Source organism: Clostridium akagii DSM 12554 (genome assembly GCF_000686725.1).
In the GTDB taxonomy this organism is placed as follows: Bacteria; Bacillota; Clostridia; order Clostridiales; family Clostridiaceae; genus Clostridium_I; species Clostridium_I akagii.
Genome location: NZ_JMLK01000013.1, coordinates 61285 through 86890, shown reverse-complemented (window position 1 = coordinate 86890; position 25606 = coordinate 61285). Strand labels below are relative to the sequence as shown.

Sequence of the window (25606 nt, the reverse complement as noted above, 5' to 3'; positions counted from 1 at the left end):
AAATGTTGATGTAAATACAAGTATGCAGAGAGTTAAAAGCTTTTTCATTTATACGTTCCTCCTAAATAAAATAAACATAAGAATATCAATTTATAGCCTTAAGAGTACTTACAACAGAGGCTCTTTCAGTACATAATTGTCTATAAACACTAAATTCTGGGTTATCAGGTGGAAAACCTACATCTGTTGGACCACCTATAACATAAAGAATGTTTTTTGCTGTAAGGTATCTTGGCCCGCCTATAGTGTCTAAAAATTCTTCATTCTCATTATCTTTTTTTACAATTGTAAAAAGTTTACCTTCTCCAGACTGGACTTGTTGTTCGGGTTTAAAATAAACGATTATACCATTACTATTTTCAGAAACCGTATATTTATCTTGCCAAGAAGCGGGGAAGGTTATAGCAAAGCCAAGACTATTACTAACATATTGTGAGGAAGATGCTACTGAAGTCTTAGGGGTTTGTTTAGGTGGTTGAACAACTGTGGCTTGTTGTGCTAGCTGCTTAGCTGGTTCTGATTTAGGAGTTTGTTGATTTTGAACTTCATTTGAACTAGAGGTCTTATTATCCTTATTTGTGGTTTGTGCTGCATTATTAGTAGTATTGGTTATGGCTGTAGTAGTTGCATTCTCATCTTTTATAGGTTCAGCGACTTTTGCTACCTTAGCTGGTAAAACTTTTTTTTTCGTAATTGATATACTAGAAGTTACTTTTTTCTCAATTGTTTTTTTTTCATTTGTTAGAGTGAAAGCACCAATAAAGACAAGAATTGCAATAACAACTATTGAGCAAATCACTGATTTTTTCTTAAATTTAGCAATCATAGTTATTCTCCTTCTAGCCATATGAATGGCAACATTTTAATGATTATACTTAAGACAATATTTTGTGAATTTATATTGGATATTTTGCTTTGAGATGGATTTATATTTGCTTGAGTTTTAGTAACTGAAGAGTTGTTAAAAATTTCAGGTGTTTACTTATTGTAATATATAATAAATATTTCCAATAGTTAACATATTTTACGGCACTGGTTTATAAAAAAACTAAGCGTGAAGTCTTATAGATTAAGGATTCACGCTTAGTTTATAATGTATAGAAAATTAAAATTCATTATGTCATAATGAAGCAGCAAACATTCCCATTATAGTAGTAACAATTATAAACACCACTATACCCATAATGCAGAGAACGATTCCAGAAGTAGCTAAAGAATCTCCACGTATAACAACTTCTGATTTCGCAATCTTTAGCTTGGTTTTTGTGCCAATTATACATCCTATTATACAAAAAAATATTCCGAAAAAATTTAAAATAGGTACAAAACTAAGTATTAAGCCAATTATGCCCATAACTAATGTGGCTATTGCTAAGTCATCATTTTTCATGAAAAACACCTCGAATGAACTTTATAGAAAGCTGTTTAATATATATTATGCTTAAATGTAATTTGTGATTATTATTTAATGAATTTGATAATATATTTCTCTTATGGGAATGTTAAAATATATAATAAATTATTAGGAGATAAAAATGTTGAATGTATTATTTCATTTGCTTAGCTTAAAATCCGTTATAATGATTTTTTTAATCAATTATATACTGTGGGCCATTACTTGGTGCAAATTGTCCATAAAATCAAATATGAAAAATCAGTGGATGGCATTTATACCCTTTTTCCAATTTGTTCTGTTCTTGCACATGATAGATAGAAGTGGTTGGTATGTATTTTTTTTGTTTGTACCACTTATAAATATTATTTTAGTTGAAGTCTGGTTTTCAGAATTTTATAACTCATTTAATGTAGGAGTGCTTTGGATTGTTTTATCTATTATAATTTACCCAATTAGCTATGCATTTATGATATATATGTCATATTCACCAAAAATAAAATATATTGGATGTAGCAGTTTTGTAGAATAGTATGTTGATTTAAAATTTATACAGCTTCCTCTACACCAGGAATACAAGAAAATGTTATAATTATGTAAATAGGCGAGGAGATGATTGTATGATTTTTGATTCACATGCTCATTATGATGATGAGTCATTTAATGAAGATAGAGATGAAGTAATAAAAGAACTTATAGCCAATGGAATTGTCGGGGTGTTAAATTGTGGAGCTTCACTTCAAGGGGCAAGAGATTCTGTGGAACTTACTAAAAAATATGGCGTTTTTTATGCGGCGGTGGGAATACATCCTGAATTTGCTGATATTGTCAATGACGATGTAATAAAAGAACTTGAGGATCTTTCTAAAAACGAAAAGGTTAAGGCCATAGGAGAAATTGGTTTGGATTATCATTCTGAAGAAAACCCTGGTAGAGAAATTCAGATAGCAGCTTTTACAGCTCAGATGGAACTGGCAGAAAAGCTTAATTTGCCTGTAGTTATACATGATAGAGATGCACATGAGGACACACTAAATATAATAAAAAAATTTCCAAAAGTAATTGGTACAATTCATTGCTTTTCGGGCAGCTTAGAATTTGCAAGAGAATGCCTTAAATTGGGATATTATATTGGGTTCACAGGGGTAGTTACATTTAAAAATGCTAAAAAAATAGTTGAAGTTGCCAGAGAAGTACCAATTGACAAGATATTGCTTGAAACAGATTGTCCTTACATGGCGCCGGAGCCAAACAGGGGTAAGAGAAATAGATCGGACTATATAGAGTATATAGCAGAGAAAATAGCAGAGATTAGGAGAGATATTCCATTAAATGTTAAAAATCAATCTATAAGCAATGCTAAGAAGTTGTTAAATGTAAAATAATAGTGTAGAATGTGTTCATAAAGCATATGTTTTATGAACATTTTTTATAATATCAGTTTTCAGAAATACTTATATTATAACCATTCTAAGCATACAATTTAATAAAGGATCTTGCACAACTCCCACCTAAAAATAGTTAAAATCATAGGTAAAAGCTATCATATATTTATATTGTTATATGCATATACTGCATTTTCTGGTTTTGGCTAAAAATGGTAAGATATTTGACATTGTGTATATTTTGTAGTTATAATGTTAAAGATTCTTGCTCAAGGGGGGGATTAGAATGTTGCAAAAACTGAGGGATAATTTAATTTCCAAGAGAAATTATTTTTCACCAGGTTCTATTGTAGCTCTAGCAACATTGTTTACAGTGCTGATAGTATTAGGTGTTACTATGCATTTAGTAGGCATTAGAAAAGTTGTAACAGTGGAAGTAGATGGTAAGAAAACTAGTGTAATTTCTTACGAAAACACTGTGAAAAAAATTCTAGAGCAAAATAAAATAGGACTGGGATCCAAGGACAAGATTGAACCTAGTGTAGACACTAAAGTGAAAAATGGACAAAATATATATATAAAAAGAGCAGTAGGTTTAGAAATACTCGTAGATGGTAAAGATCTAAAAATCAAATCTGCAGAAAATTCAGTGAAAAATGTATTGAAGACAGAAAAAATATCACTGAACGCTACTGACAAACTTAATCCATATAAAGGTGCATCTGTTAAAAAAGGGATGAAGATAGTAATAACAAGAGTTACTACTAAAACCTTTACAGAATTGCAGCCAATAGCTTTTAATACTGTTGTTAATAATGATGATACAATGGCAAGTGATGAAAATAAAGTTGTTCAACAAGGTTCAAATGGAGCAAAGGAGATACAAATTAGTGCTACTTACGAAGATGGTAAAGAAGTTTCAAGAAACGTAGTAAGTGAGGTAGTAAAAAGCACACCCGTAGATGCGGTTATAAAACGAGGAACGCTTGGCGTTGTATCCGTAAATAGAGGCGGGAGAACACTTTTTAAGACAAAAATCACAGCACTTGCAACAGGATATACTGATGATCTTAGATTTGGTATAACAGCTTCTGGGGCAAAGGTAAAGAGAGATGCAAATGGATATAGTTCAGTGGCAGTAGATCCTCGAGTAATTCCACTAGGTACTAAACTGTATATTACAGGCTACGGCTATGGAATAGCAGAAGATACTGGTGGACTCATAAAGGGAAACCGTGTAGATTTATTCTTTAACAATGAAAGTGATTGTTATTCTTGGGGCGCTAAGAGCGCAGATGTATACATTTTAAATTAGGAGCCAATGGCTCCTTATTTTTTTTAAAAGATGCTTGAAGTAGATTATGTTATAATTGAAATATATAATATTATAAATTTCAAATGTGGAGGAATATAGAAAGATGATTAAGGAAGTAATTGTGGTAGAAGGAAGAGATGATGTCTCGGCTATAAAGCGTGCAGTAGATGCACAGGTAATAGCAGTTGGAGGCTTTGGAATAAATAAAAAAGTTATTGATAAAATAATAGATGCACAGAAAAGAAGGGGCGTAATTGTATTTACAGACCCTGATTTTGCTGGAGAGAAGATAAGAAGAATAATTACTAAGAGAGTAAAGGGTATTAAACACGCAAGAATTACTCAAAAACAAGGAACAAAAGATGGAGACATAGGGGTGGAAAATGCTTCTCCTGAATCAATAATAAGGGCATTAAATATTGCTAAGTTTGAAACTATTGAAAAAATCGAGACATTTAGTGTTCAAGATATGATGTTTTTTAAGCTTACAGGTGATATCAAGGCAAAAGATAGAAGAGATGCTGTTGGTGGAAAGCTTGGTATTGGTTATGCAAACTCAGCTCAATTTTTGAATAGATTGAACAGTTTTGGTATTACTAAGGAGGAACTGCTAGTAGCCGTAAAAAATGCAGAAAAGGAGATCTAATATGGCATACATAGATACTAAAGAAATTGTAAAAAAATATAAATTTAGGTTCACAAAAAGCTTAGGCCAAAATTTTTTAATTGATGATGAGGTACTTGATGATATAATAAAAGGTGCGGATATATCAAAAGATGATTTTATAATAGAGATTGGTCCAGGTATCGGTACTCTTACAAAGATGTTATTAACTTCAGCAAAGAAAGTATGTGCTATTGAGCTTGATAAGGATCTAATCCCTATTTTGCAGGATGAATTAAAAGAATTCGACAATCTTGAACTTCTAAATAAAGATGCTCTTAAAGTTAATTTTAATGAGATTATAGGGTCAGAAACTTCTGTTAAGGTTGTTGCTAATCTTCCTTATTATTTAACAACACCAATGATAAGTAAAATGCTCACAGAGGATTTTAATTTTAAATCACTTACAATAATGATACAAAAGGAAGTTGCAGAGAGAATGGCATCAAAGCCTGATTGTAAGGCATACGGAGCACTCTCACTTCTTGTTCAGTATTATTGCGACGTAAGTATAGTTCGGAGAGTTTCCCCACTATCTTTTATTCCACAGCCAAAGGTAGATTCAATAGTAATAAAACTTGATAAATTAAAAGAACCAAGAGTTAAGGTTAAGGACGAAGAATTGTTTTTCTTAATAATAAGAAGTTCATTTAATATGAGAAGAAAGACACTTTGGAATGGTCTTAAGACATTAAAACTTTCAAAAGAGGATTACGATAAAGTATTTGTTGAAGCTAACATTGACCCTAAAAGAAGAGGGGAAACTTTGTCAATTCAGGAATTTGGAAATTTATCTGATGTAATATTTAAATATAGATAGTGTACTAATTTTTAATATAAATTAAGGACAGTTAATAGATTTTATTTTAATAAATCTATTAACTGTCCTTTTTTTTTGTATATTAATCATTTTTATTATTTTTATTCATATATTGTATTGTATGAATGTTATGGGAGGATAAATGATTGAGTCAGAGAAAAAATTACAGCAGATATTTCATAATACTTCAGGAAGATGAAAAAGGATACGGATTATCATCCGATAAAATGCCTACAGGATATGCAAAATTAGAAGTGAAAAATGGTAAATGTAAAGTTACATTTTATGTTCAGAATCTAAAGATAGAGATGAGACCATATTATATAATGCTTATATGTAATAAAAAAGACGAAAAAAAGTTAATTAAATTAGCTGAATTGAACATAGACGACTCAGGTAGAACGGAGATTTGTAAGGAATTTGAATCTTCTAATATTGCGGGAAGCGGAGTAGCTGTAGACAAAGTTAGTGGGGCTTCAGTAGTTAGATTCGTAAGTGGTAATGTAACGGCTGTTTTAAGTGGTTTTACAAGCACAGACATTCCAAAGGATTGGAAAAGCTATACTTTGATGGATATGACAGAAAAAAGAGATGATGATAAAGAACATATAGACAATAGTGAGGAAGATTTTGATAGATATGAAGATGAAATAGAAAATTTAAAAAAACATGATAAGTCTTATGAAATAAAAAAAGATGAAAAAGTGAAGGAAAAAGTAAAGGAAAAGGATAGGGCAAGTAAAAAAAAGAACAATCAGGAAAAATCAAAAGAAGAGAAAATACCTGAAAAAATACCTGAAAAAATACCTGAAAAAATAGGCACTAAAGATTCTGATAAAGAAGGTAGGAAAGATAATGTGGAAGAGGTTAAACAAGAAAAACCACAAGAGTATGTGCATGGAGAGGTACAGGAAGAAATAGAAGTAAAGCTGCAAGAAGATATAAGGGATACCAATAGGGTTACGGGAGAAGCAAAAATAGAAAAAGAGCAAAATATATATAAGGAAGAAAATTTATATAAAGAAAACATATATAAAGAAGAGATCCCCAAAGAAAATAATTATAGTGCTAGAAAACCAAAAGAACAGGTGGAATTTAATAAAACCGAAAAGTTTTTTAATAGAATTGTAGAAGATTTAGATCCATTCCAAGATGAATTTGAGGAAATAGGTAAGAGTAAATGGTTCACAGTTCCAGTGAAGTCTATTGACGATATGTACAGAGCTAATAGCTATAATAAATATGCTATATTATATTATCCAATGATTAATTATTTCCCATATATAATAAAACATGGACATTATATTGTAGGATATAAATTTGATGATCTTCATAGGGTGAAATATGTAATGTATGGGATACCAGGTACAAGGGAAACTGAAGACCAGCCCTTTGGTGGCAAGTATGGTTTTGTTAGTTTTGTTAATGGAAATGAAGAAAGAGGAGAAGATTTAGGTTATTGGCTACTCTTTTATGATTTTAGAAGAGCAGTTGTAGTAATTCCAACACAAAAATAGAATGAAAATTGTAATGAAATGTTATTTTGTATTGTAAGGTGAGTGTTAGTTCAATGAGGGTAGGCCGTAGTCGGTGTAGGTGAAATAAGCATTTATGATGTGGGTTTTACTTATGCCGATTTGTTTATATAAGGGGGTGAGAAGATGAAAATACTTATTGTGGATAAAAAAAAGCTTGGAGTAATATTTGTGGTAATGGGACTAATGATATTTATATTTTGTATTGGAATAAAATTAGATAATAGGATAAGGGCAACAGCATTTATACAGAGTAATCTTGGGGAGCTTAAAAAATACAGTAGTAATGAGTATAAACTAAGCTATAAGCTTCCCATTAAATGGCAAGCAAGCAAGGAAAGCTTCAACGGTGAAGAGATAGGATACTATAATAATTTTAGTGATATAGATGAAGGAATAAATGGATTTGTACAGGTTTGGGATTATCCTGGTAGTTTTCAAGATTTTCTACAAATGAATAAAAAAATATCTGGCACTGAAAATAAAGTTGAAAATTTTAATGTATCAAATTTAAATATAGATAATGAAAAAACATATCTAATTACCTATGAAGGAGATTCTCACGGTGATTCATATCATGCTTTTGAATATTTTATTAATGAAGATGGCAACTTTGTAAAGTTTTGTTTTTATATAAAAGATAATAAATTTAGCTCAAATATACCTTCGATTTTTAAAGCTATAGCAGAAACTGTTAAAAAAGAATAAAAATATTGCTTGAAAATAAAATAAGACGTATAATTAACAAGTATAAAATCGTATTAGTCTCTATAAGAAGGAGCGATCTTGGTGAAAAAAATAAACTTGGTATTTGTATGTCTAATTTTAGTAATAGCAAGTTTGCTATCAGGATGTACACAAATTAGTGGATTACAAGTGAAATTAGGTCTTAAAAATAATGATTTTGAATATATGAAGCAAAAACAAATAAAAAAAATTGTAATACAAAATACTAGAGATAAGGGTTATAAGTTTATACTTACAAATCCAGTTGCTATTTCTGATATATATGATATATTATCTGGTGCAAAAGTTGTGGATTCAAAATCATCTTTTAAGCCTGATTATGTGTTTGATATTTATGAAAATGATAAAATCGTTCATGAGTTTAGTTATGTAGTTGGTTTAGATAAAAATGACGGTGGTAATCTTTATTCTAAAAATAAAAATTATATCGTTACAAATAGAATTGATAGTGAAATTTTAAATCAATTTAATGATGTGAGAACTCCTAAGGATTTTAATAAGGTATATTACCCATCTATTAGCGAATGTATTGATAAATATAGAGCTAGCGTGAAAAATAACAAGTCTATAGGGATAGATATTAACAGTGATTTATCTGTAGCTAAATATATATTTTCTTCTGATTTAGATGATTTTGAGAAAACACTTCCTTCTAATGTTAGTGTTCTTAACAGTGCAGATGATCCTTGCGATGTAAAGGAGACTGTAACTACAGAAGGCTATAAGGAAGGCACATTTAAGTACGAGAGTAGCAAGCCATATACAAATAGCTATATTTTTAAAAGTATGATTGTCTTTGAGGATAATGCTACTAAGGAAGAAAAAAAATATTATGTGGTAGGAATAAATTCTAATGATTATTGGAAAATAACTATTAGTGAAACTAAAAGTGCGGATTTTTAATTTGTTATTTTCTTCCATATGTCTTAATTGTATTTTAATTTATATGTTGGGAATAATATTAGGTGTTAAAACATCAATATTAGGAGGTAACTAGTATGAAAGCACATGTAGATAAAGATACTTGTATAGGTTGTGGACTTTGTCCTTCTGTTTGTCCTGAGGTTTTTGAAATGCAGGATGATGGAAAGGCTGGGGAAATTAAGTCTAGTGTACCAGAATCATCAGCGGATACTGCAAAAGAAGCAGGGGATAGCTGTCCGGTGAATGCAATAGAAATTGAATAATTCAAGATATATGTCGCAAATTTTTTTTATGGTTTAAAAAGGAATGCAATAAGATTTGATTATACAAATCTTGTTACATTCCTTTTTTGAATTTCCAAGAAGGATAAAAGTACTAAGAAATTTTAATTATTAGTAGTGCTATTCCCTTTTGCATATTGAATAAAATGAGTAAAGGGGGCGATTTTATGAAAGGTATCATAATGGCAGGGGGACAGGGAAATAGACTTAGACCTCTTACTTGTAACATACCAAAACCTATGATGCCATTACTTGGGAAACCAGTGATTCAGTATGCCATTGAATTGCTAAGAGATAACCATATCAAAACAATAGGTATTACTGTGAACTATTTAGCTGACGAAATAATAAATTACTTTGGAAATGGAAGTGAGTTTGGTGTAGACATAAAATATTTCATTGAGGAAATCCCTCTGGGCACTGCAGGGAGTGTGAAAAATGCAGAGGAATTTTTAGATGAAACTTTTGTAGTTGTAAGTGGTGACGCCATTACCGATGTTAATTTAATAGATGCTTTAGGATATCATAAAAAAAAGGGTGGCTTAGCAACGATTATATTGAAGGAAGTTGAGATACCTTTGGAATATGGGGTGGTTGTAACTGATGGCAATGGAAAAATAACAGGCTTTTTAGAAAAACCAAGGTGGAGTGAGGTTTTTAGCAATAAGGTTAATACTGGAATATATATAATTGAACCACAAATATTTGACTACTATGAGAAAAATGTAAAATTTGATTTCAGTAATGATTTATTCCCTATACTTATGGAAAATAAATCATTACTATATGGTTATAATCAGGATTCATATTGGCGTGATATTGGAAGCATAGGTGAATTTATTAAATGTAATCATGACATTTTAAATAAAAAGGTTAATGTAAAAATATTTGGGGAACAAATAAAAGAAGGCGTATGGATAGGTTCTGATTGTTTTTTAAGTCCAAAAGTAGAAATAAAAGCACCGGTATACATAGGTGATAACACAAAGGTATACGGTGATGCCGAGGTAGGTCCACTCACTGTGATAGGTAGGGATAATATAATATGTGAAAAATCAAGTATAAAAAGGAGTATTATTTTTAATAATTGTTATATAAGTAAAAATGTAGAGGTAAGAGGAGCCTTGATTTGTAATAAGGTACAACTTAAAAACGGAGTTTCTGTTTTTCAGCAAGCAACTATTGGTGATGAGAGTTTGATTGGAACAAGATCCATAGTGAAACCTAAAGTAATGATTTGGCCTAGTAAAATTATTGGAAATAGTGAGGTAGTAAGAGGTAATTTAATTTGGGAAGGAAAATATGAAAAAAATTTTTTTGATAAAAACGGCATTAGTGGAGAAATAAATGTGGATATAACACCGGAGTTTATATCAAAACTGGCTTCTGCATATGGATCAATACTTAATCCTAGCTCTAAAGTAGCAGTAAGTAGCGGCGATGACAATGCTTCGAGAATGTTTAAGAGTTCATTGTCCACCGGTCTAATTTCAATTGGCATTCAAGTATATGATTTATTTGAAACTACAGTACAGATAACAAGGGCATCAACCGCAAATTTTGATTTCCAAGGATCGATTCACGTATATGCAGATAGGAATGACTTGAATCTTATAAACATAATATTTATGGATTCAGATGGTGTTAATATTACTAAATATATAATGAAAAAAATTGAAAATAAATTCAAAGGGGAAGACTTTAGGAGGGTACAGGGAGAAAACTTTAAATCAGTAATTTCATTAAATCATTGCAAAGAAAAATATATGAAAAATATACTTAACAATTTAGATATTCCTAATATAAAGAAAAAAAATCACAAAATTATCATTGCAACTAATAGTAGTATAGTTAAATCAATAATGATTTATATGCTAAATGAATTAAAAGTAAATGTAGTTATTCATTCACATAGTAGTGATATTAGGGGGCTAAGCAAAGATGTAAAAGATACAAATTCAACCCTTGGAATATGGATTTCCCATGAAGCTGATTCTTATATTTTTGTAGATGAGAAAGGCAATATAATAAATGAAGATAAACATGAAGAACTTAAAGCACTAGTTCTGTTAAATTTATTCAAATTCAACACCATTGTTTCACCTGCTAATGGTTCTTATTCTGTGGAAAAACTTGCACAGATATATAATGCTAAGTTCATAAGAACTAAGATAGAGGAAAGAAATGTAATGGATGAATATATAAAAAATGAGCAGGGTAAAAATAAAAAATATATAATTAATGCCTATCTATCAATTACAGATGCTATTAGCATGAGTGCTTTTATATTGAATTTAATAACTAGTTTAGATATAACACTATCTGCTTTTATGGAAAAGGTGCCAAAGTATCATATGAAAACTTTAGAAATAGCTTGTCCTTGGGAGAAAAAAGCAAAAGTTATGAGAAATATCATGGAAGAATATAATTTCGGCTATATAGACTTCATTGAGGGTGTAAGATTAAATTATCTGGAATGCTGGGCATTGGTGCTACCAGATTTAGATGAACCACTATGTAAGGTTTATACTGAATCTGAAAATGAAGAGCAAGCTGTGAAGGTACTAGAGGAGTTATCCCGAAGTATACGACGAATACTTAAATGTTAATTTGTTAAAGCTATAGGGATAAATCATATATCAAATGGGAATATAGTAATTTCATATATGGTTTATTGATAAAATGATAAATTATTATATATATTACTGCTAAGTATTGAATTAATAATAATTAGGTTATATAATTAACTTGAAATAAAAAATGGTGATGATAGGAAGAGTATATATAGTTGGAGTCCTAGAGAGTCGGGAGTTTTGGTGTAAGCCCGATATGAAGACTATGTTGAAGAACATCCTTGAACAGTTAACCGAAAGCATTTTTGTTATTAGGCTTAAACGGGTGTCTACCGTTAAAAGGGCAGGGTATTAATATGTTATGTTTTTTTATTTGTACCTGTATGAGTGAACATTTTATAATGTTAATTAGGATGGTACCGCGAAGGTTTAACCCGTTCCTATATCGAAAGATATGGGCACGGGTTTTGTTTTTTACTAAGGAATCTGAAAAAAAATAAATGCAGGGGGTTAAATTGATGAAAGATATATATGTAGCTGATGTAGTAGGTATAGAGGATGGAACGGAAGTGGAATTAAAGGGTTGGGTACATAAAATATATGACCTGGGAAAAATAAGTTTTGTAAAGCTAAGAGATAAAACAGGAATAATTCAAATTGTTATTGACGAGAGTTTGAATGTTAAATTAAGGCTAGAGATGTGTATAGAAATAAAGGGCAAAAAAGTAAAAAATGAAAAAGCACCTGAAGGAATAGAAGTGCAGGTGGAGGAATTAAATATATTAGGCAAAACTTATTATGATAAATTGCCTTTTGCAATAAATGCAGGTAAAATCAAAGCTGGTCTTGAAACTCAGCTTGATCACAGAACCATAAGTCTTAGAGCACCTAAAATAGCAGCTGTGTTTAGTGTTCAGGAAAAAATAGCCTATGCATTTAAGGATTATTTAAGGGCAAGAAAGTTCACTGAAGTTTATACGCCAAAGATAATTGCAGCTGGAACAGAAGGTGGAAGTGAAATGTTTACTGTGGATTATTTTGAACATAGAGCTTTTCTTGCTCAAAGTCCACAATTTTACAAACAAATGATGGTAGGTTCTGGTTTTGAAAGAATTTTTGAAGTTGGTCATGCATATAGAGCAGAACTTCATAATACCTATAGACATTTAAATGAATATGTAAGTTTAGACCTTGAAATGGCATTTATAGAAGACGAATTTGAAATTATGGATTTGGAAGAGGGATATATAAACTATCTTTTTAAATACCTTAAAATAGAATGTGAAAGAGAATTAAAACTTTATGATATTGTTCTTCCAGAGAAAGTGGAGATTCCTAGAATTCCTCTGGCCGAGGCACAGGGTATACTTCTTGAAGTTTATGGTAAGAGATCATCAAAGGCCGATATTGATGGAGAAGGGGAAAAATTATTATGCCAATATATAAAAGAAAAATATAACAGCGATTTTGTGTTTTTAACAAAATATCCAGCTTCTAAAAGACCTATGTACACAATGCCTGATGATAAAGTAGCTGGAACTACTAAGAGTTTTGATCTAATATATAAAGGGCTTGAAATTACAACTGGAGGACAAAGAATACATGACTATGAAAAACTAATTGCAAATATAGCTAGAATGGGATTTAAGACTGAAGAGTTTGAGTTTTATACTGAAAACTTTAGATATGGTATGCCTCCTCATGGTGGGTTTGCTATAGGGCTTGAAAGACTTACAATGAAAATATTAGGGCTTGAAAATATTAGAGAAGCAGCGCTACTTCCAAGAGATATGAAGAGAATGACTCCATAGTGGTTATAATATAAAGGGTGCAGCTTAGAAAAAGGAGAGGTTTTTTATGGAGAAAGTAAGCATTGAAGAGGTAAAATATATAGCAAAACTATCAAAACTAAAGTTTACAGAAGAGGAAGCTTTAAAGATGGCCAGCGAGTTTGAAACCATACTCACTCATTTTAAAACTATAGATAATATGGATTTAAGTGATGTAGATATAAATGCTTTTGATCAAGTTAATACAGAGTTTAGAAAAGATAGTCCAAAAGTTTTTGAAGATAAGAAAAAACTTATGCAAAATGTTAAGAGTCTCAGAGGTACTGCAATTCAGGTTCCTAAGATAATTGAATAGGGGGAGATAGCTTTGGATATAGATAAATTGTCAGTGGAAGCTTTAAGAGATGGGATAAGAGATAAAGTTTTTACGTCAGAGGAAATAGTTGAATTTTTTATTAAAAAAATAAAAAAAGAAGATGGGAATATAAATTCCTATTTGACCATATGTGAAGAAAGAGCATTAAAAGATGCTAGAATAGTGGATGAGAAGATAGCAAAGGGTGAAAAAGTTGGTATGCTTGCGGGAGTACCAATTGCTATAAAAGATAATATTTGTACAGATGGAATAATAACAACCTGCGCATCAAAGATGTTAGAGGATTTTATTCCACCTTATGATGCTACTGTTGTTAAAAAATTAAAAGATGCAGATGCAGTAATAATAGGAAAGACTAATATGGATGAATTTGCCATGGGTTCCTCTACGGAAAATTCAGCCTTTAAAGTGACTAAAAATCCCCATGATTTAGAGAGGGTACCTGGAGGATCATCAGGTGGCTCCGCAGCGGCAGTAGGAGCAAGACTGGCACCTTTTTCACTAGGATCAGATACTGGTGGTTCAATAAGACAGCCAGCAGCCTTTTGCGGGGTTGTAGGGCTAAAACCAACCTATGGGTTAGTTTCAAGATTTGGACTAATAGCATTTGGATCATCACTAGACCAGATCGGACCTTTTTCAAACAATGTAAGAGATTGTGCACTTGCACTTGAAGTTATAGCAGGAACAGATCCACTGGATAACACGAGCTCAAAGAATATTGGTAGCACCGATTACCTTACTGGGATCGATGGTGGAGTAGAAAAAATGAAGATTGGAGTACCAAAGGAATTTTTTGGTGATGGGTTAGATCCAGAGATAAAAGCATCCATATTAAATAGTATTGAAAAGCTAAAAGGCTTAGGAGCAATGGTTGAAGAAATTTCTATTCCAATTACTGAGGCAGGACTTTCAGCTTATTATGTTATATCCTCAGCAGAAGCTAGTTCAAACTTAGCTAGATTTGATGGAATAAGATATGGTTATAGACCAAAAGAATTTGAAGACGTATATGATCTTATGGAAAAGAGTAGGACAGAAGCTCTTGGTGAGGAAGTTAAGAGAAGAATAATGCTTGGTACATATGTTCTATCTTCAGGATATTATGATGCTTATTATAATAGAGCGCTAAAACTGAAGAAAAAAATCAAAGAAGAATTCAAAGAGGTTTTCAGTAAATATGATATTATAATAAGTCCAGTATCTCCTGTGCTTCCATTTAAATGTAATGAAAAGAAGAATAATCCTCTTGAAATGTATCTTGCAGATGTTTACACAGTAAATATAAACCTTGCAGGAGTACCAGCTATATCTGTGCCATGTGGAACTAGTAAAAGTGGATTACCTATTGGACTACAAATAATTGGACCACACTTTGGTGAGAGTACTATACTAAAAGCGGCTTTGGCTCTTGAAGGGGCACTAAAATAAATTAAAATAGAAAGGGGGAAAGCAGCTATTTGCTGCGATAATATGAGTTATGAAACTGTAATAGGTTTAGAAATACATGCAGAACTTAATACAAAGACAAAGATATTTTGTAGTTGTTCTACACACTTTGGTGCAAAACCCAATGAGAATACATGTCCAATTTGTATGGGACTACCAGGTACCCTTCCAGTTTTAAATGAAGAAGTTGTTCATCTAGCGGTAAAGGCGGGAACAGCACTAAATTGTAAAATAAATAAATTGAATAAGATGGATAGAAAAAATTATTTCTATCCAGATTTACCTAAAGCATATCAAATATCACAATTTGATACGCCAATATGTGGGAATGGCTTGGTTTATATTGAAACACCTGATGGACAAAGAGAAGTAAGATTAAACAGAATACACATAGAAGAGGATGCAGGGAAACTTGTCCATATGGAATATGAGCCTTATTCTCTTATAGATTATAATAGGGTTGGCGTGCCTCTAATTGAAATTGTTTCAGAACCAGATATGAGATCACCCAAGGAAGCAGTAACTTTTCTTAGAAATTTAAAGGCTATTTTAGAATACAGTGGCATATCAGATTGTAGAATGGAGCAAGGTTCTTTGAGATGTGATGCTAATATATCTATTAGAAAAGCTGGGCAGGAAGAATATAATACAAAAGTAGAAATAAAAAACATAAATTCATTTAGAGAACTTCAAAAAGCCCTTGAAAAGGAAGAAAAAAGACAAAAACAACTTTATGATTATGGTGAAGAGTTTAGAATAGTTCAAGAAACAAGAAGATGGGATGCAGGGAAGGGCAAAACTGTAACTATGAGAAGTAAAGAGGACGCCAATGACTATAGATATTTCCCTGATCCAGATATAATACCGATAGTTATTAAAGATAGTATTATTGAAGATGTTAAAAAGGAAATGCCTGAGTTACCAAAGCAGAGAACAGAACGATTTATGTCTAGCTATGAGCTTACTGAGAAAGAAGTAGACATTCTTGTTTCTGATAAGTTTCTTAGCGATTACTTTGAAGATTTGGTGAAATTAGGAGTAGATAAAAAAAGTGCATGTAACTGGATACTTACGGATATGCTTAAACTTGTTAAAGAAAAAGAGATTGAATATGAAGAAATACCTATAAAAAAAGAAGATATGGCATCTCTTTTGAAGATGGTGGCAGATAAAAAAATCAGTGTAACTGCTGCAAAAAGTGTTTTTGAAGAAATGTTTAACACTGGAAATCACCCAGAAGCTATAGTTAAGGAAAAAGGACTTGGACAAATCAGTGACACTGGTGCTATAGATGAGATAGTAGTAGCAGTTCTACAAGCAAATCCACAATCTGTAGCGGATTATAAGTCTGGTAAAACCCAAGCTGTTGGATACCTTGTAGGTCAAGTTATGAAGCAGAGCAAGGGAAAAGCAAATCCACAGATGGCTAGAGACACCTTAGAGAAAAAAATCAAAGAAATGGTGTAATGGTCCGCATCGGCAAGTTAAGGGAATTTTGCCTTGGGGTAAAATAAAGTAATTAATAATTATTTGGGAATGTTAGTAGATTTGTTTACAAATCTACTAACATTCTTTGTTTTTGATTTTTCTGAGCTAGCAGAAAATCTTCAATAACTTGTCACTTATTTATTTTTTATCTCATGAAAAGAGAGATATAAGCACAATGGTTATCTATATCTAAATATCAACACCTTACTACCCATAAAAAACGTATTATTAGGGAGATAATTAAGTGGTATTTCACAATAAAGGGGTTTGTTATATGGTTAAAGAAAATTTTTGGTTTGCCATAAAATTTTTGCTAATGTATAATGTGAAATACAATATATAGTGTACGGGGGAATGTTAAATGCTACATGTAGTAAAAAGAGACGGAAGAGAATCAGAGTTCAATTCTGTTAAAATTAGTAATGCAATAAAAGGTGCGGCAGAAGAAATCGGTATCAGTATAAAGACTAGTGAAGTCTTAGAGCTTACTCAAAAAATCATAATTAGGCTTGAAGATATGGATTTACAATACATATCAGTTGAAGAAATACAAAACATAGTTGAGGATACTTTAATTAAAAATGACTTTAAAGAAATAGGATTTGCATATTCTAGCTATAGAAAAGAAAGAACTAAGATTAGGGATATCAAATCTGATTTAATGAAGGCAATTGGACAAATTGGTGTGGAAACGGATAGAGATAATGCCAATGTTGGTAATAATTTCAGCTCAAAGCTTTTAAGAATAGCAAGTGAGTCAAATAAGTGGCATAACCTTGCTAAGATGAGTAAGAGGCTTTCAAAGGCTCATGAGAATGGCGATGTTTATTACCATGATTTAGATAGTTATAATTTGACTATAAATTGTTTGCATATACCTACAAAAGAGGTACTTGAAAGAGGATTTAATACAGGTTACGGATACATAAGAGCACCAAAAAGAATAGAATCAGCAGCAGAGCTTTCTTGTATTCTACTACAATCCACACAAAATGATATGTTTGGTGGCCAATCACATCCTGATTTTGATAATGACCTTGGTGGGTTTGTAGAACAGACACGTGAGCAGATAAAGACTGAACTTTTAGAAATAGGTATTGATGAATCAAAGATAGATACAATAGTTGAAAAAAAAGTAATAAAAGCCATAGAGCAGGCAATGCAAGGAATAGTTTATAATCTTAATACTATGCATAGTAGAGCAGGTTCACAGGTGCCTTTTTCATCTATAAATTTAGGAATACCAGACAGTGAGGATTCTGCACTGGTTTGTAAAATATTCCTTTTGGAGTATGAAAAGGGTCTCGGAAGAGGAGAACAACCTATTTTCCCTAACATAATATTTAGGGTTAAGGAAGGCGTAAATAGAGAAAAAACTGATCCATATTACTATTTATACAAATTAGCTTGTCATGTTGCTTCAAAGAGAATGAATCCTACATTTATGAACATAGATTCTTCCTTTAATAAAAAATATTATGATGCAGGAGTTATCCCAGCTACTATGGGTTGCAGAACTTATGTATGTTCAAATATAAATGGTGAGGCAGGAACAAAGGGGAGAGGAAATATTGCACCAACTACAATAAACCTTCCTAGAATAGGACTTATGGCAAAAGGGGATATAGATAAATTCTTTACTATATTGGATTCAAGACTTAGTCTTGCAAAGGATAGTCTTTTAGATAGGTATGAGAAACTTAAAAAGCTTAGAGTTAAAGATTTACCTTTTGTAGCAGGCCAAGGGCTTATGAAGGGGTCTGAAAACCTAACTCCAGAGGATTCTATTGAACCAATACTAAAACAAGGTACTTGGGGAATTGGATTTATAGGACTTGCAGAAACTTTGATAGCTTTAACTGGTAAGCATCATGGAGAAGATGAAAAATCAAGAGAACTTGGAGAGAAAATTATAAGATATATAAGATCGTATACAGACAACACAACACTTGAGACAAGACTTAACTGGAGTTGTTATGCTACACCAGCAGAAGGGCTTAGTGGAAAGTTTATTATAAAGGATAAAGCTATTTTTGGAGAAATACCAGGGGTTACTGATAAAGAATATTACACAAATAGTTTTCATATACCTGTAGGATGCTTAATATCAATAAAAGATAAGATAGATATTGAAGCTCCTTATCATGAAATGTGTAATGGAGGTCATATAAGTTATATAGAACTTGATAATTATCCTGATGGAGATACTGTAATGGATATTATAAACTATGCATATAAAAATACTGATTTAAGCTATATGGGTATTAATTTTCACATAAGGTATTGTAAAAAATGTGGAACATATCTATACAATGGAGAACATGAATGTCCAAAGTGCAATAGTACAGAGATTCAAGGTATATCAAGAGTTACAGGATATTTAAGTCTTGATGAGAGATTTGGAGTAGGTAAGAGTGGAGAGCGAAGAGACAGAGTATCTCAAGGAAATGGGCAAAAAATTTATAATGTGTAAGGATGAATTCAAATTGGATGAAAAAGGATTGATAAGGCTTTCAGGTATTGCTTATGAAAGCCTTTCAAATGGACCAGGTATGAGAAGAGTTCTTTTTTCACAAGGCTGTTTACATGAGTGTGTTGGGTGTTTTAACCCTTCAACTCATTCATTTTGTGATGGAGAACTTAAAGATATGGATATACTCATAGATGAAATAAAAAACAATCCTATTTTAAAAGGTGTAACCTTTTCAGGAGGGGATCCACTAGAACAGGCAGAAAAATTTGCATACATGGCAAAAGAAATAAAAAAATTAGGACTTAATATTTGGTGTTATACTGGATATACTTATGAATATATAGTTGAGAATTTTAATAATAGACAAGGATTCTATGATCTTCTAAAAAACATTGATGTACTTGTGGATGGGAAGTTTGAAATTCATAAAAAAAATGTTAGCCTTAAATTTAGAGGTTCAAGTAATCAAAGAATAATTGATGTTAAGGTTAGTTTATCTGGCGGAAAAGTAGTAGTATTAGATTTTCATAATTAGTATAAATAATAGGAGAATTTTATGAAAAAAATATTTGGTATAAATTTTTACTTTTTGTTATTGATTTTACTTCAACTTTTTGGAAGCTATATATTACAGCCGTTTATACCGCTTCTGCATAAGCAAATTTGGGCAGCAATTCTCTTAACACAGTTTGCTTTTTTAATAGTGCCAATGATAATTTATTTATTGGTGACAAAAAAATCTCCTACTGAGGCATTAAGACTAAAACCACTTAAAGCAAAAAATTGGTTATATGTTGGAGGGGTAGCACTGCTCGTATATCCTATAGCAACTTTTCTTGGGCTGGTTACAAATTTGTTTTTTCATAACAATGTAAATGATTTATTGCAGAAGATGGATTCATTGCCATTATGGGCGTTTGTATTAGTTATAGCATTAACTCCTGCTATATGTGAGGAGTTTACAGTAAGAGGTATTATTTTATCTGGATATAAAAAAATTGGTACTGGCAAAGCAGCCATAATAACAGGATTTATGTTTGGAGTGCTACATCTTAACCCATCCCAGTTTTTATATACTTTTGTACTCGGAATAATACTTGCATATTTAGTACGTGTTACTGATTCTATATTTGCATCTATAATTTGTCATTTTACATTTAATGGTATTAACGCAGTTCTAGCTTGGAGCATAGCAAAAGCTAATATTAATATAAAAAATCAAGATATAACTTCTACAACACTAGTAATGAAAATTTCAACTTTAAGCGTGAATTTTTTCTTGGCAGCGGGTGCCACAATTGGTATTGTATATATAATAAAACATCTTAAAAAGATAAATCAGAAAGATTCTTATGAAGATAAGTTGGGTTTTAAAGATCAGGAAAATTCCATTTTATATAAAGAAATTGAATACAATAAAGATGAAAAAGTGAAAAAAAACAGTATTATATCTCTATTGCTGGCATATTCACCAATTGGAATTAGTGTTGTACTCTATGTTATATTTGCATTAATGCCACTTTACAAGTGAGACTTTATTTAGAATAGTTAATTAAAACAATAAAAAAAAATATATAAGCCATTATAGTATTGCTATTGTTTGACAAAAAAAAAATATTATAATATAATGTTGTAAAGTGAAGATTAAAGAACCTAATTGTAAAATTAATAGCTTTGATTAGGAAAAGTAAGTACTCTGTAAGTTAAAAGCGAATGGGAATAGTGAAAGCCCATAACACATTAGAGTAGTGAAAATCACCTAGGAGCTGATGGCTGAATCTGTTAAGTAAGCTTGTTCGTAATTCTGCGTTAAAGAATAGGGTGTATTTTAAAAATTACATTTAGGTGGTATAGCGAGTTACTTCGTCCTATTGGGACGAGGTTTTTATTTTTGTTGATTTACCCATCTTCAAAAAAATAACATGTAAGTATTCTGGTGCATTTCAGATGCATTACATTATGAAACTTATTCGAGAGGAGATTTATTCTATGTATAACAAAGTAGATTCTTCAAAGTCTTTCGTAGATATGGAGAAAGATGTCTCAAAGCTTTGGGATAAAAAAGGAATAATAAAAAAGAGCTTTGAATCCAATCAGGATGGTAAATATTTTACTTTTTATGACGGTCCACCTACTGCTAATGGTAAACCACATGTTGGGCATGTAATTACAAGAGTAATGAAAGATATAATACCTAGATATAAGGTTATGAAAGGGTATAAGGTTTTAAGAAAGGCAGGTTGGGACACACATGGTCTTCCTGTGGAACTTGAAATAGAGAAAAAACTTGGAATTTCAGGAAAACCACAAATTGAAGTTTATGGTGTGGAAAAATTTGTTGAGGAATGTAAGGAAAGCGTATTTTCATATGTAACTTTATGGAGAGAAATGTCTGAGAAACTGGGATATTGGGTTGATATGGATAACCCCTACGTAACTTATCATAATGATTATATAGAATCAGAGTGGTGGGCTTTAAAAACTATGTGGGATAAGGGCCTTCTGTATAAGGGACATAAGGTTATGCCTTATTGCCCAAGGTGTGGAACCTCATTGTCATCTCATGAAGTAGCCCAAGGATATAAGGATGTTAAAGAAGCATCAGCTTTTGTTAAATTTAGAATCAAAGGTGAGGCGAATAAATATTTACTTGCATGGACAACTACACCTTGGACATTGCCAAGTAATGTGGCGCTTGCTGTAAATAAAAAATATGATTATGTTGAAGTTATAAATAATGAAGAACATTTGATACTAGCTAAAAACCTTCTAAGTGTACTTGAGGGGGAAGTGGAAATAGTAAAAGAGTTTAAAGGGGAAGAACTTCTTGGAACTGAATATGAACAGTTATTTAAATTTGAAACACCTAAGGAAAAGGCATTTTATGTTGTCCACGGTGATTTTGTAAGGCTAACAGATGGTACAGGAATAGTTCATATTGCACCAGCTTATGGTGAGGATGATAATGCACTAGGTAAAAAATACGGTCTGCCATTAATAAATTTAGTGGATTTAGAAGGCAAGTTTGTAGACTCAGTTCTACCATGGAAAGGTATCTTTGTAAAAAAAGCAGATTCAAAAATATTAGATTTTATGACTAAAGATGGAAGCTTATATAAGTCATTAAAATTCACTCACTCATATCCACATTGTTGGAGATGCGACACACCACTTTTATATTATCCTAGAGATAGTTGGTTTGTTAGAATGACCTCACTTCGTGATAAATTAGTGGCTAATAATAATAAGATAAACTGGTATCCAGATAACATTAGAACAGGAAGATTTGGAAATTTTCTTGAAGGTGTTATTGATTGGGGTATAAGCCGTGATAGATATTGGGGTACACCACTACCTATATGGGAATGCGAATGTGGACATAGAGAATGTATTGGAAGCATTGAAGAACTTAAGAAAAAGGGAATAGATGTACCAGAAGGCATCGAACTTCACAAACCATATATTGATAAGATTAAGCTTATTTGTCCTGATTGTGGCAAGGAAATGGAAAGAACCCCAGAAGTTATAGATTGTTGGTTTGATTCAGGGTCAATGCCTTTTGCACAACATCATTATCCATTTGAAAATAAAGAAGTGTTTGATAACAATTTTCCAGCACAATTTATATCAGAAGCAGTAGATCAGACAAGAGGATGGTTCTATACGTTACTTGCTATATCTACCGCATTATTTGATACAAATCCTTTTGAAAATTGTATAGTTTTAGGCCATGTATTAGATAAAAATGGGCTTAAAATGTCAAAACACAAAGGTAATGTTGTAGATCCATTTACAGTGTTAGAAAATGAAGGTGGAGATGCAGCAAGATGGCATTTTTATACTTCAAGTGCTCCTTGGTTACCAACAAGATTTTCCGAGGAAGATGTAGCTGAAACTCAAAGAAGATTTTTAGGAACACTTTGGAATGTATATTCTTTTTATGTACTTTATGCAGAAATAGATAAATTTAATCCTTTAGATTATAAAGATTTTATCAGTGACAATATAATGGATAAATGGATTTTATCAAAACTTAATTCACTTATAAAAGAAGTTGAAGATGACTTTGAAAATTATAAGATAACGCAAGGTGCACTTGCTATTGAAAGCTTCGTAGATGTACTTTCAAATTGGTATGTAAGGAGAAATAGATCTAGATATTGGACTACGCGACTTACAGAGGATAAGATAGGAGCATATACTACTTTATATAGTGTGCTAACAACGTTAACTAAAATTGCGGCTCCATTCATACCATTTATGACAGAAAAAATTTATCAGAGTCTTGTGTTTTCATTAGATGAAACGGCTCCAGAAAGCGTTCACCTATGCAAGTGGCCTGAATGTAATAGTGAAATTATTGATGAAACACTAGAAAGCCAAATGGATTTAGCTTATAAAATTGCAAAACTAGGAAGAAGTGCCAGAAATACAGCAAATATAAAGAATAGACAGCCACTTCAGGAAATGCTTTTAAGTACAAAGGCATTACCAGAATATTACGGAGAAATCATTAAGGATGAGCTTAATATTAAGAAAATTTATTTTGGAGCAGATTTTTCAAAATATGTTAACTTTGATATAAAACCTAATTTACCAGTGATTGGTAGAATGTATGGTAAGTTAATTCCTGGAATAAAGAAAGCTATTGATGAAAAAAATCAAATGCAGCTTGCTCAAGCTATAAGCGCTGGAGAGAATGTTAATATAGAAGTTCAAGGAGTGAAAATTGAACTTAATAGTGATAATCTCCTTGTCACCATGCATGGGCTTGATGGTTTTGCTTTTGCTGGAGAAGGAGAGCATGGCATAATTCTTGAAACAACAATAACAGATGAGCTTAGAGAAGAAGGATATTTGAGAGAAATTTTAAGCAAAGTTCAAAACACTAGAAAAGATAGCGGTTTTGAAGTTGAAGATAAGATATCAATATATGTAGCTAATAATAATATGTTAGAAGCTATAATTAAAAAATTCGAAGACAGCATAAAAAAAGAAACACTAGCGGTTGAAGTTGTTTATGATGCTGAGGTAGAATACACAGATTGCAACATTAATGGAGAAAGCTTAAGCTTAGCTGTTCAAAAAAGAAATTAATATTTTATAGAGCACATATTAAAAAAAATATAAGATATATTAAATGGTTATTTTTTAAAGTATGACACAAGCTATGTTTATGTAAGCTGAGGCAAAGATAAACATAGCTTGTGCCGCACCAAAATTAATTATAGAACTTGTAAAATCACCATAATTCAAGTAATATTATATATATATGAATATTTGGTCGTATAATGGCATTGAATACGTTTATAATAGAATATACTTGTAATTTAAATATAAATTTAGGGGTTGATAAAGAAATGACAGCTTCAATAAAAGACGTAGCTAGAGAATCTGGAGTATCAATTGCAACTGTGTCAAGAGTTCTTAATGAAGTAAATGTAGTAAACGAAGAGACAAAAAAGAGGGTACTTGAAGCTATAAAACTACTTGATTATAGACCAAATATTATTGCAAGAAGTCTAAAAACACAGAGAACAAGAACTATAGGTATAGTTATACCTGATATTTCAAGTCAATTCTATCCTGAAATTGTTAGAGGTGCAGAAGACGTTTCCAATATATACAATTATAATGTGATATTGTGTAATACGGATTTAGATTCACAAAAGGAAATAGAATACCTTAAAGTGCTTAGGGAAAAAATGGTAGATGGAGTAATATATATGAGTAACTCATTAGAAGATGAAGTTATATATATGCTTAACAATTTAAAAATGCCAACTGTACTTGTTGAAACAAATGCAAAAAATGATGAATATCCAAGTGTAACTATAGATAATGAAAAAGCAGCATATGACGCTACTAACTACTTAATCAAAAATGGAAATAAAAAAATTGCATATATTGGTGTTAGTCCGGATTTAGTTAACGCTAGTGGAATTAGATTTTTAGGTTATAAAAAAGCCTTAAGTGATAATGGAATTGAATATGATGAAAATTTAGTTCAATTTGGTGGACTTAAAGCAGCTGATGGACGAGATGGAATGGAAGTAATAATAAATAAAACAAAGATAGATGCAGCATTTTGTTGTAGTGATGAAATAGCTATGGGTGCCATCAATACGCTAAGAGAAAAAGGCATTGAAGTACCTAAAGATGTTGATGTAATGGGATTTGACAACATATATTCATCATCAATTTATTATCCAAAACTTACAACAGTTGAACAACCTACCTATGATATGGGTTCTGTTGGAATGAGAATGCTTATAAAATTAATTAATAAACAAGAAATAGAGCAGAAACATTACGTGCTTGAGCATAAAATAATTGAAAGAGATTCATGTAAAAGATCATAATTATGATCTTTTTTTTTATTTAAATATAATT

21 protein-coding genes and 2 other annotated features are annotated in these 25606 nt (G+C 31.4%); of the genes, 19 read left to right on the top strand and 2 right to left on the bottom strand.

From position 1 onward, the window contains the following. Positions 1-85 precede the first annotated feature (85 nt). Both BR66_RS0107940 and BR66_RS0107935 read right to left on the bottom strand, forming a co-directional pair. Positions 86-826 carry a hypothetical protein gene (locus BR66_RS0107940; RefSeq protein WP_026882441.1) on the bottom strand — a complete coding sequence of 247 codons (741 nt, stop codon included), beginning with the start codon at positions 824-826 and terminating at the stop codon, positions 86-88. Between the two features lie 294 nt (positions 827-1120). Continuing rightward, positions 1121-1390 carry a hypothetical protein gene (locus BR66_RS0107935; RefSeq protein WP_026882440.1) on the bottom strand — a complete coding sequence of 90 codons (270 nt, stop codon included), beginning with the start codon at positions 1388-1390 and terminating at the stop codon, positions 1121-1123. A gap of 145 nt (positions 1391-1535) precedes the next feature. Between BR66_RS0107935 and BR66_RS0107930 the strand changes: the two genes are divergently transcribed. From BR66_RS0107930 to BR66_RS0107840, 19 genes are all read left to right on the top strand, one after another. Next, positions 1536-1925 (top strand): DUF5684 domain-containing protein, encoded by a 390-nt coding sequence (locus tag BR66_RS0107930; RefSeq protein ID WP_026882439.1) that lies wholly within the window; start codon positions 1536-1538, stop codon positions 1923-1925. Positions 1926-2013: 88 nt separating this feature from the next. Continuing rightward, the gene (locus BR66_RS0107925; RefSeq protein ID WP_026882438.1) at positions 2014-2778 is read left to right on the top strand and encodes a TatD family hydrolase; all 765 of its coding nucleotides are present in this window, start codon (positions 2014-2016) and stop codon (positions 2776-2778) included. Positions 2779-3064: 286 nt separating this feature from the next. Then, positions 3065-4093, top strand: a complete 1029-nt coding sequence (locus BR66_RS0107920; RefSeq protein WP_026882437.1) for a 3D domain-containing protein — start codon at positions 3065-3067, stop codon at positions 4091-4093. A gap of 103 nt (positions 4094-4196) precedes the next feature. Then, the gene (gene rnmV / locus BR66_RS0107915; protein ID WP_026882436.1) at positions 4197-4739 is read left to right on the top strand and encodes a ribonuclease M5; all 543 of its coding nucleotides are present in this window, start codon (positions 4197-4199) and stop codon (positions 4737-4739) included. A gap of 1 nt (position 4740) precedes the next feature. Beyond that, the gene (gene rsmA / locus BR66_RS0107910; RefSeq protein WP_026882435.1) at positions 4741-5577 is read left to right on the top strand and encodes a 16S rRNA (adenine(1518)-N(6)/adenine(1519)-N(6))-dimethyltransferase RsmA; all 837 of its coding nucleotides are present in this window, start codon (positions 4741-4743) and stop codon (positions 5575-5577) included. A gap of 146 nt (positions 5578-5723) precedes the next feature. Continuing rightward, entirely contained in the window at positions 5724-7094 is a 1371-nt protein-coding gene (locus BR66_RS0107905; RefSeq protein WP_026882434.1) for a DUF7922 domain-containing protein, read from the top strand. A 144-nt stretch (positions 7095-7238) separates the two neighbouring features. Continuing rightward, the gene (locus tag BR66_RS0107900; protein WP_026882433.1) at positions 7239-7820 is read left to right on the top strand and encodes a hypothetical protein; all 582 of its coding nucleotides are present in this window, start codon (positions 7239-7241) and stop codon (positions 7818-7820) included. 81 nt (positions 7821-7901) lie between these two features. Further along, entirely contained in the window at positions 7902-8762 is an 861-nt protein-coding gene (locus tag BR66_RS0107895; protein ID WP_051624145.1) for a YhfM domain-containing protein, read from the top strand. Between the two features lie 95 nt (positions 8763-8857). Continuing rightward, positions 8858-9046, top strand: coding sequence for a ferredoxin (locus tag BR66_RS0107890; RefSeq protein WP_026882431.1), 189 nt, complete (start codon positions 8858-8860; stop codon positions 9044-9046). 185 nt (positions 9047-9231) lie between these two features. Next, positions 9232-11673, top strand: a complete 2442-nt coding sequence (locus BR66_RS0107885; protein ID WP_026882430.1) for a sugar phosphate nucleotidyltransferase — start codon at positions 9232-9234, stop codon at positions 11671-11673. 148 nt (positions 11674-11821) lie between these two features. Continuing rightward, positions 11822-12082, top strand: a binding site (T-box leader). 73 nt (positions 12083-12155) lie between these two features. Further along, positions 12156-13448 carry an aspartate--tRNA(Asn) ligase gene (aspS, locus tag BR66_RS0107880; protein ID WP_026882429.1) on the top strand — a complete coding sequence of 431 codons (1293 nt, stop codon included), beginning with the start codon at positions 12156-12158 and terminating at the stop codon, positions 13446-13448. 46 nt (positions 13449-13494) lie between these two features. After that, positions 13495-13782 carry an Asp-tRNA(Asn)/Glu-tRNA(Gln) amidotransferase subunit GatC gene (gene gatC, locus BR66_RS0107875; RefSeq protein WP_026882428.1) on the top strand — a complete coding sequence of 96 codons (288 nt, stop codon included), beginning with the start codon at positions 13495-13497 and terminating at the stop codon, positions 13780-13782. Between the two features lie 12 nt (positions 13783-13794). Then, positions 13795-15234: an Asp-tRNA(Asn)/Glu-tRNA(Gln) amidotransferase subunit GatA gene (gene gatA / locus BR66_RS0107870; RefSeq protein ID WP_026882427.1), complete on the top strand. Its 1440-nt coding sequence runs from the start codon at positions 13795-13797 to the stop codon at positions 15232-15234. 42 nt (positions 15235-15276) lie between these two features. Continuing rightward, positions 15277-16719 carry an Asp-tRNA(Asn)/Glu-tRNA(Gln) amidotransferase subunit GatB gene (gene gatB, locus BR66_RS0107865; protein WP_026882426.1) on the top strand — a complete coding sequence of 481 codons (1443 nt, stop codon included), beginning with the start codon at positions 15277-15279 and terminating at the stop codon, positions 16717-16719. A gap of 382 nt (positions 16720-17101) precedes the next feature. Then, complete coding sequence (nrdD, locus tag BR66_RS0107860; protein ID WP_026882425.1) at positions 17102-19213, top strand: anaerobic ribonucleoside-triphosphate reductase; 2112 nt, start codon at positions 17102-17104, stop codon at positions 19211-19213. Beyond that, the gene (gene nrdG, locus BR66_RS0107855) at positions 19206-19748 is read left to right on the top strand and encodes an anaerobic ribonucleoside-triphosphate reductase activating protein (protein ID WP_051624148.1); all 543 of its coding nucleotides are present in this window, start codon (positions 19206-19208) and stop codon (positions 19746-19748) included. Before nrdD ends, nrdG begins: the two co-directional genes overlap by 8 nt. 21 nt (positions 19749-19769) lie before the next feature. Then, positions 19770-20744 (top strand): CPBP family intramembrane glutamic endopeptidase, encoded by a 975-nt coding sequence (locus tag BR66_RS0107850; RefSeq protein WP_026882423.1) that lies wholly within the window; start codon positions 19770-19772, stop codon positions 20742-20744. Positions 20745-20878: 134 nt separating this feature from the next. Then, positions 20879-21087: a binding site (T-box leader), on the top strand. 115 nt (positions 21088-21202) lie between these two features. Further along, positions 21203-24310, top strand: a complete 3108-nt coding sequence (gene ileS / locus BR66_RS0107845; protein WP_026882422.1) for an isoleucine--tRNA ligase — start codon at positions 21203-21205, stop codon at positions 24308-24310. Positions 24311-24573: 263 nt separating this feature from the next. Beyond that, positions 24574-25575, top strand: a complete 1002-nt coding sequence (locus BR66_RS0107840) for a LacI family DNA-binding transcriptional regulator (protein ID WP_026882421.1) — start codon at positions 24574-24576, stop codon at positions 25573-25575. Positions 25576-25606 lie beyond the last annotated feature (31 nt).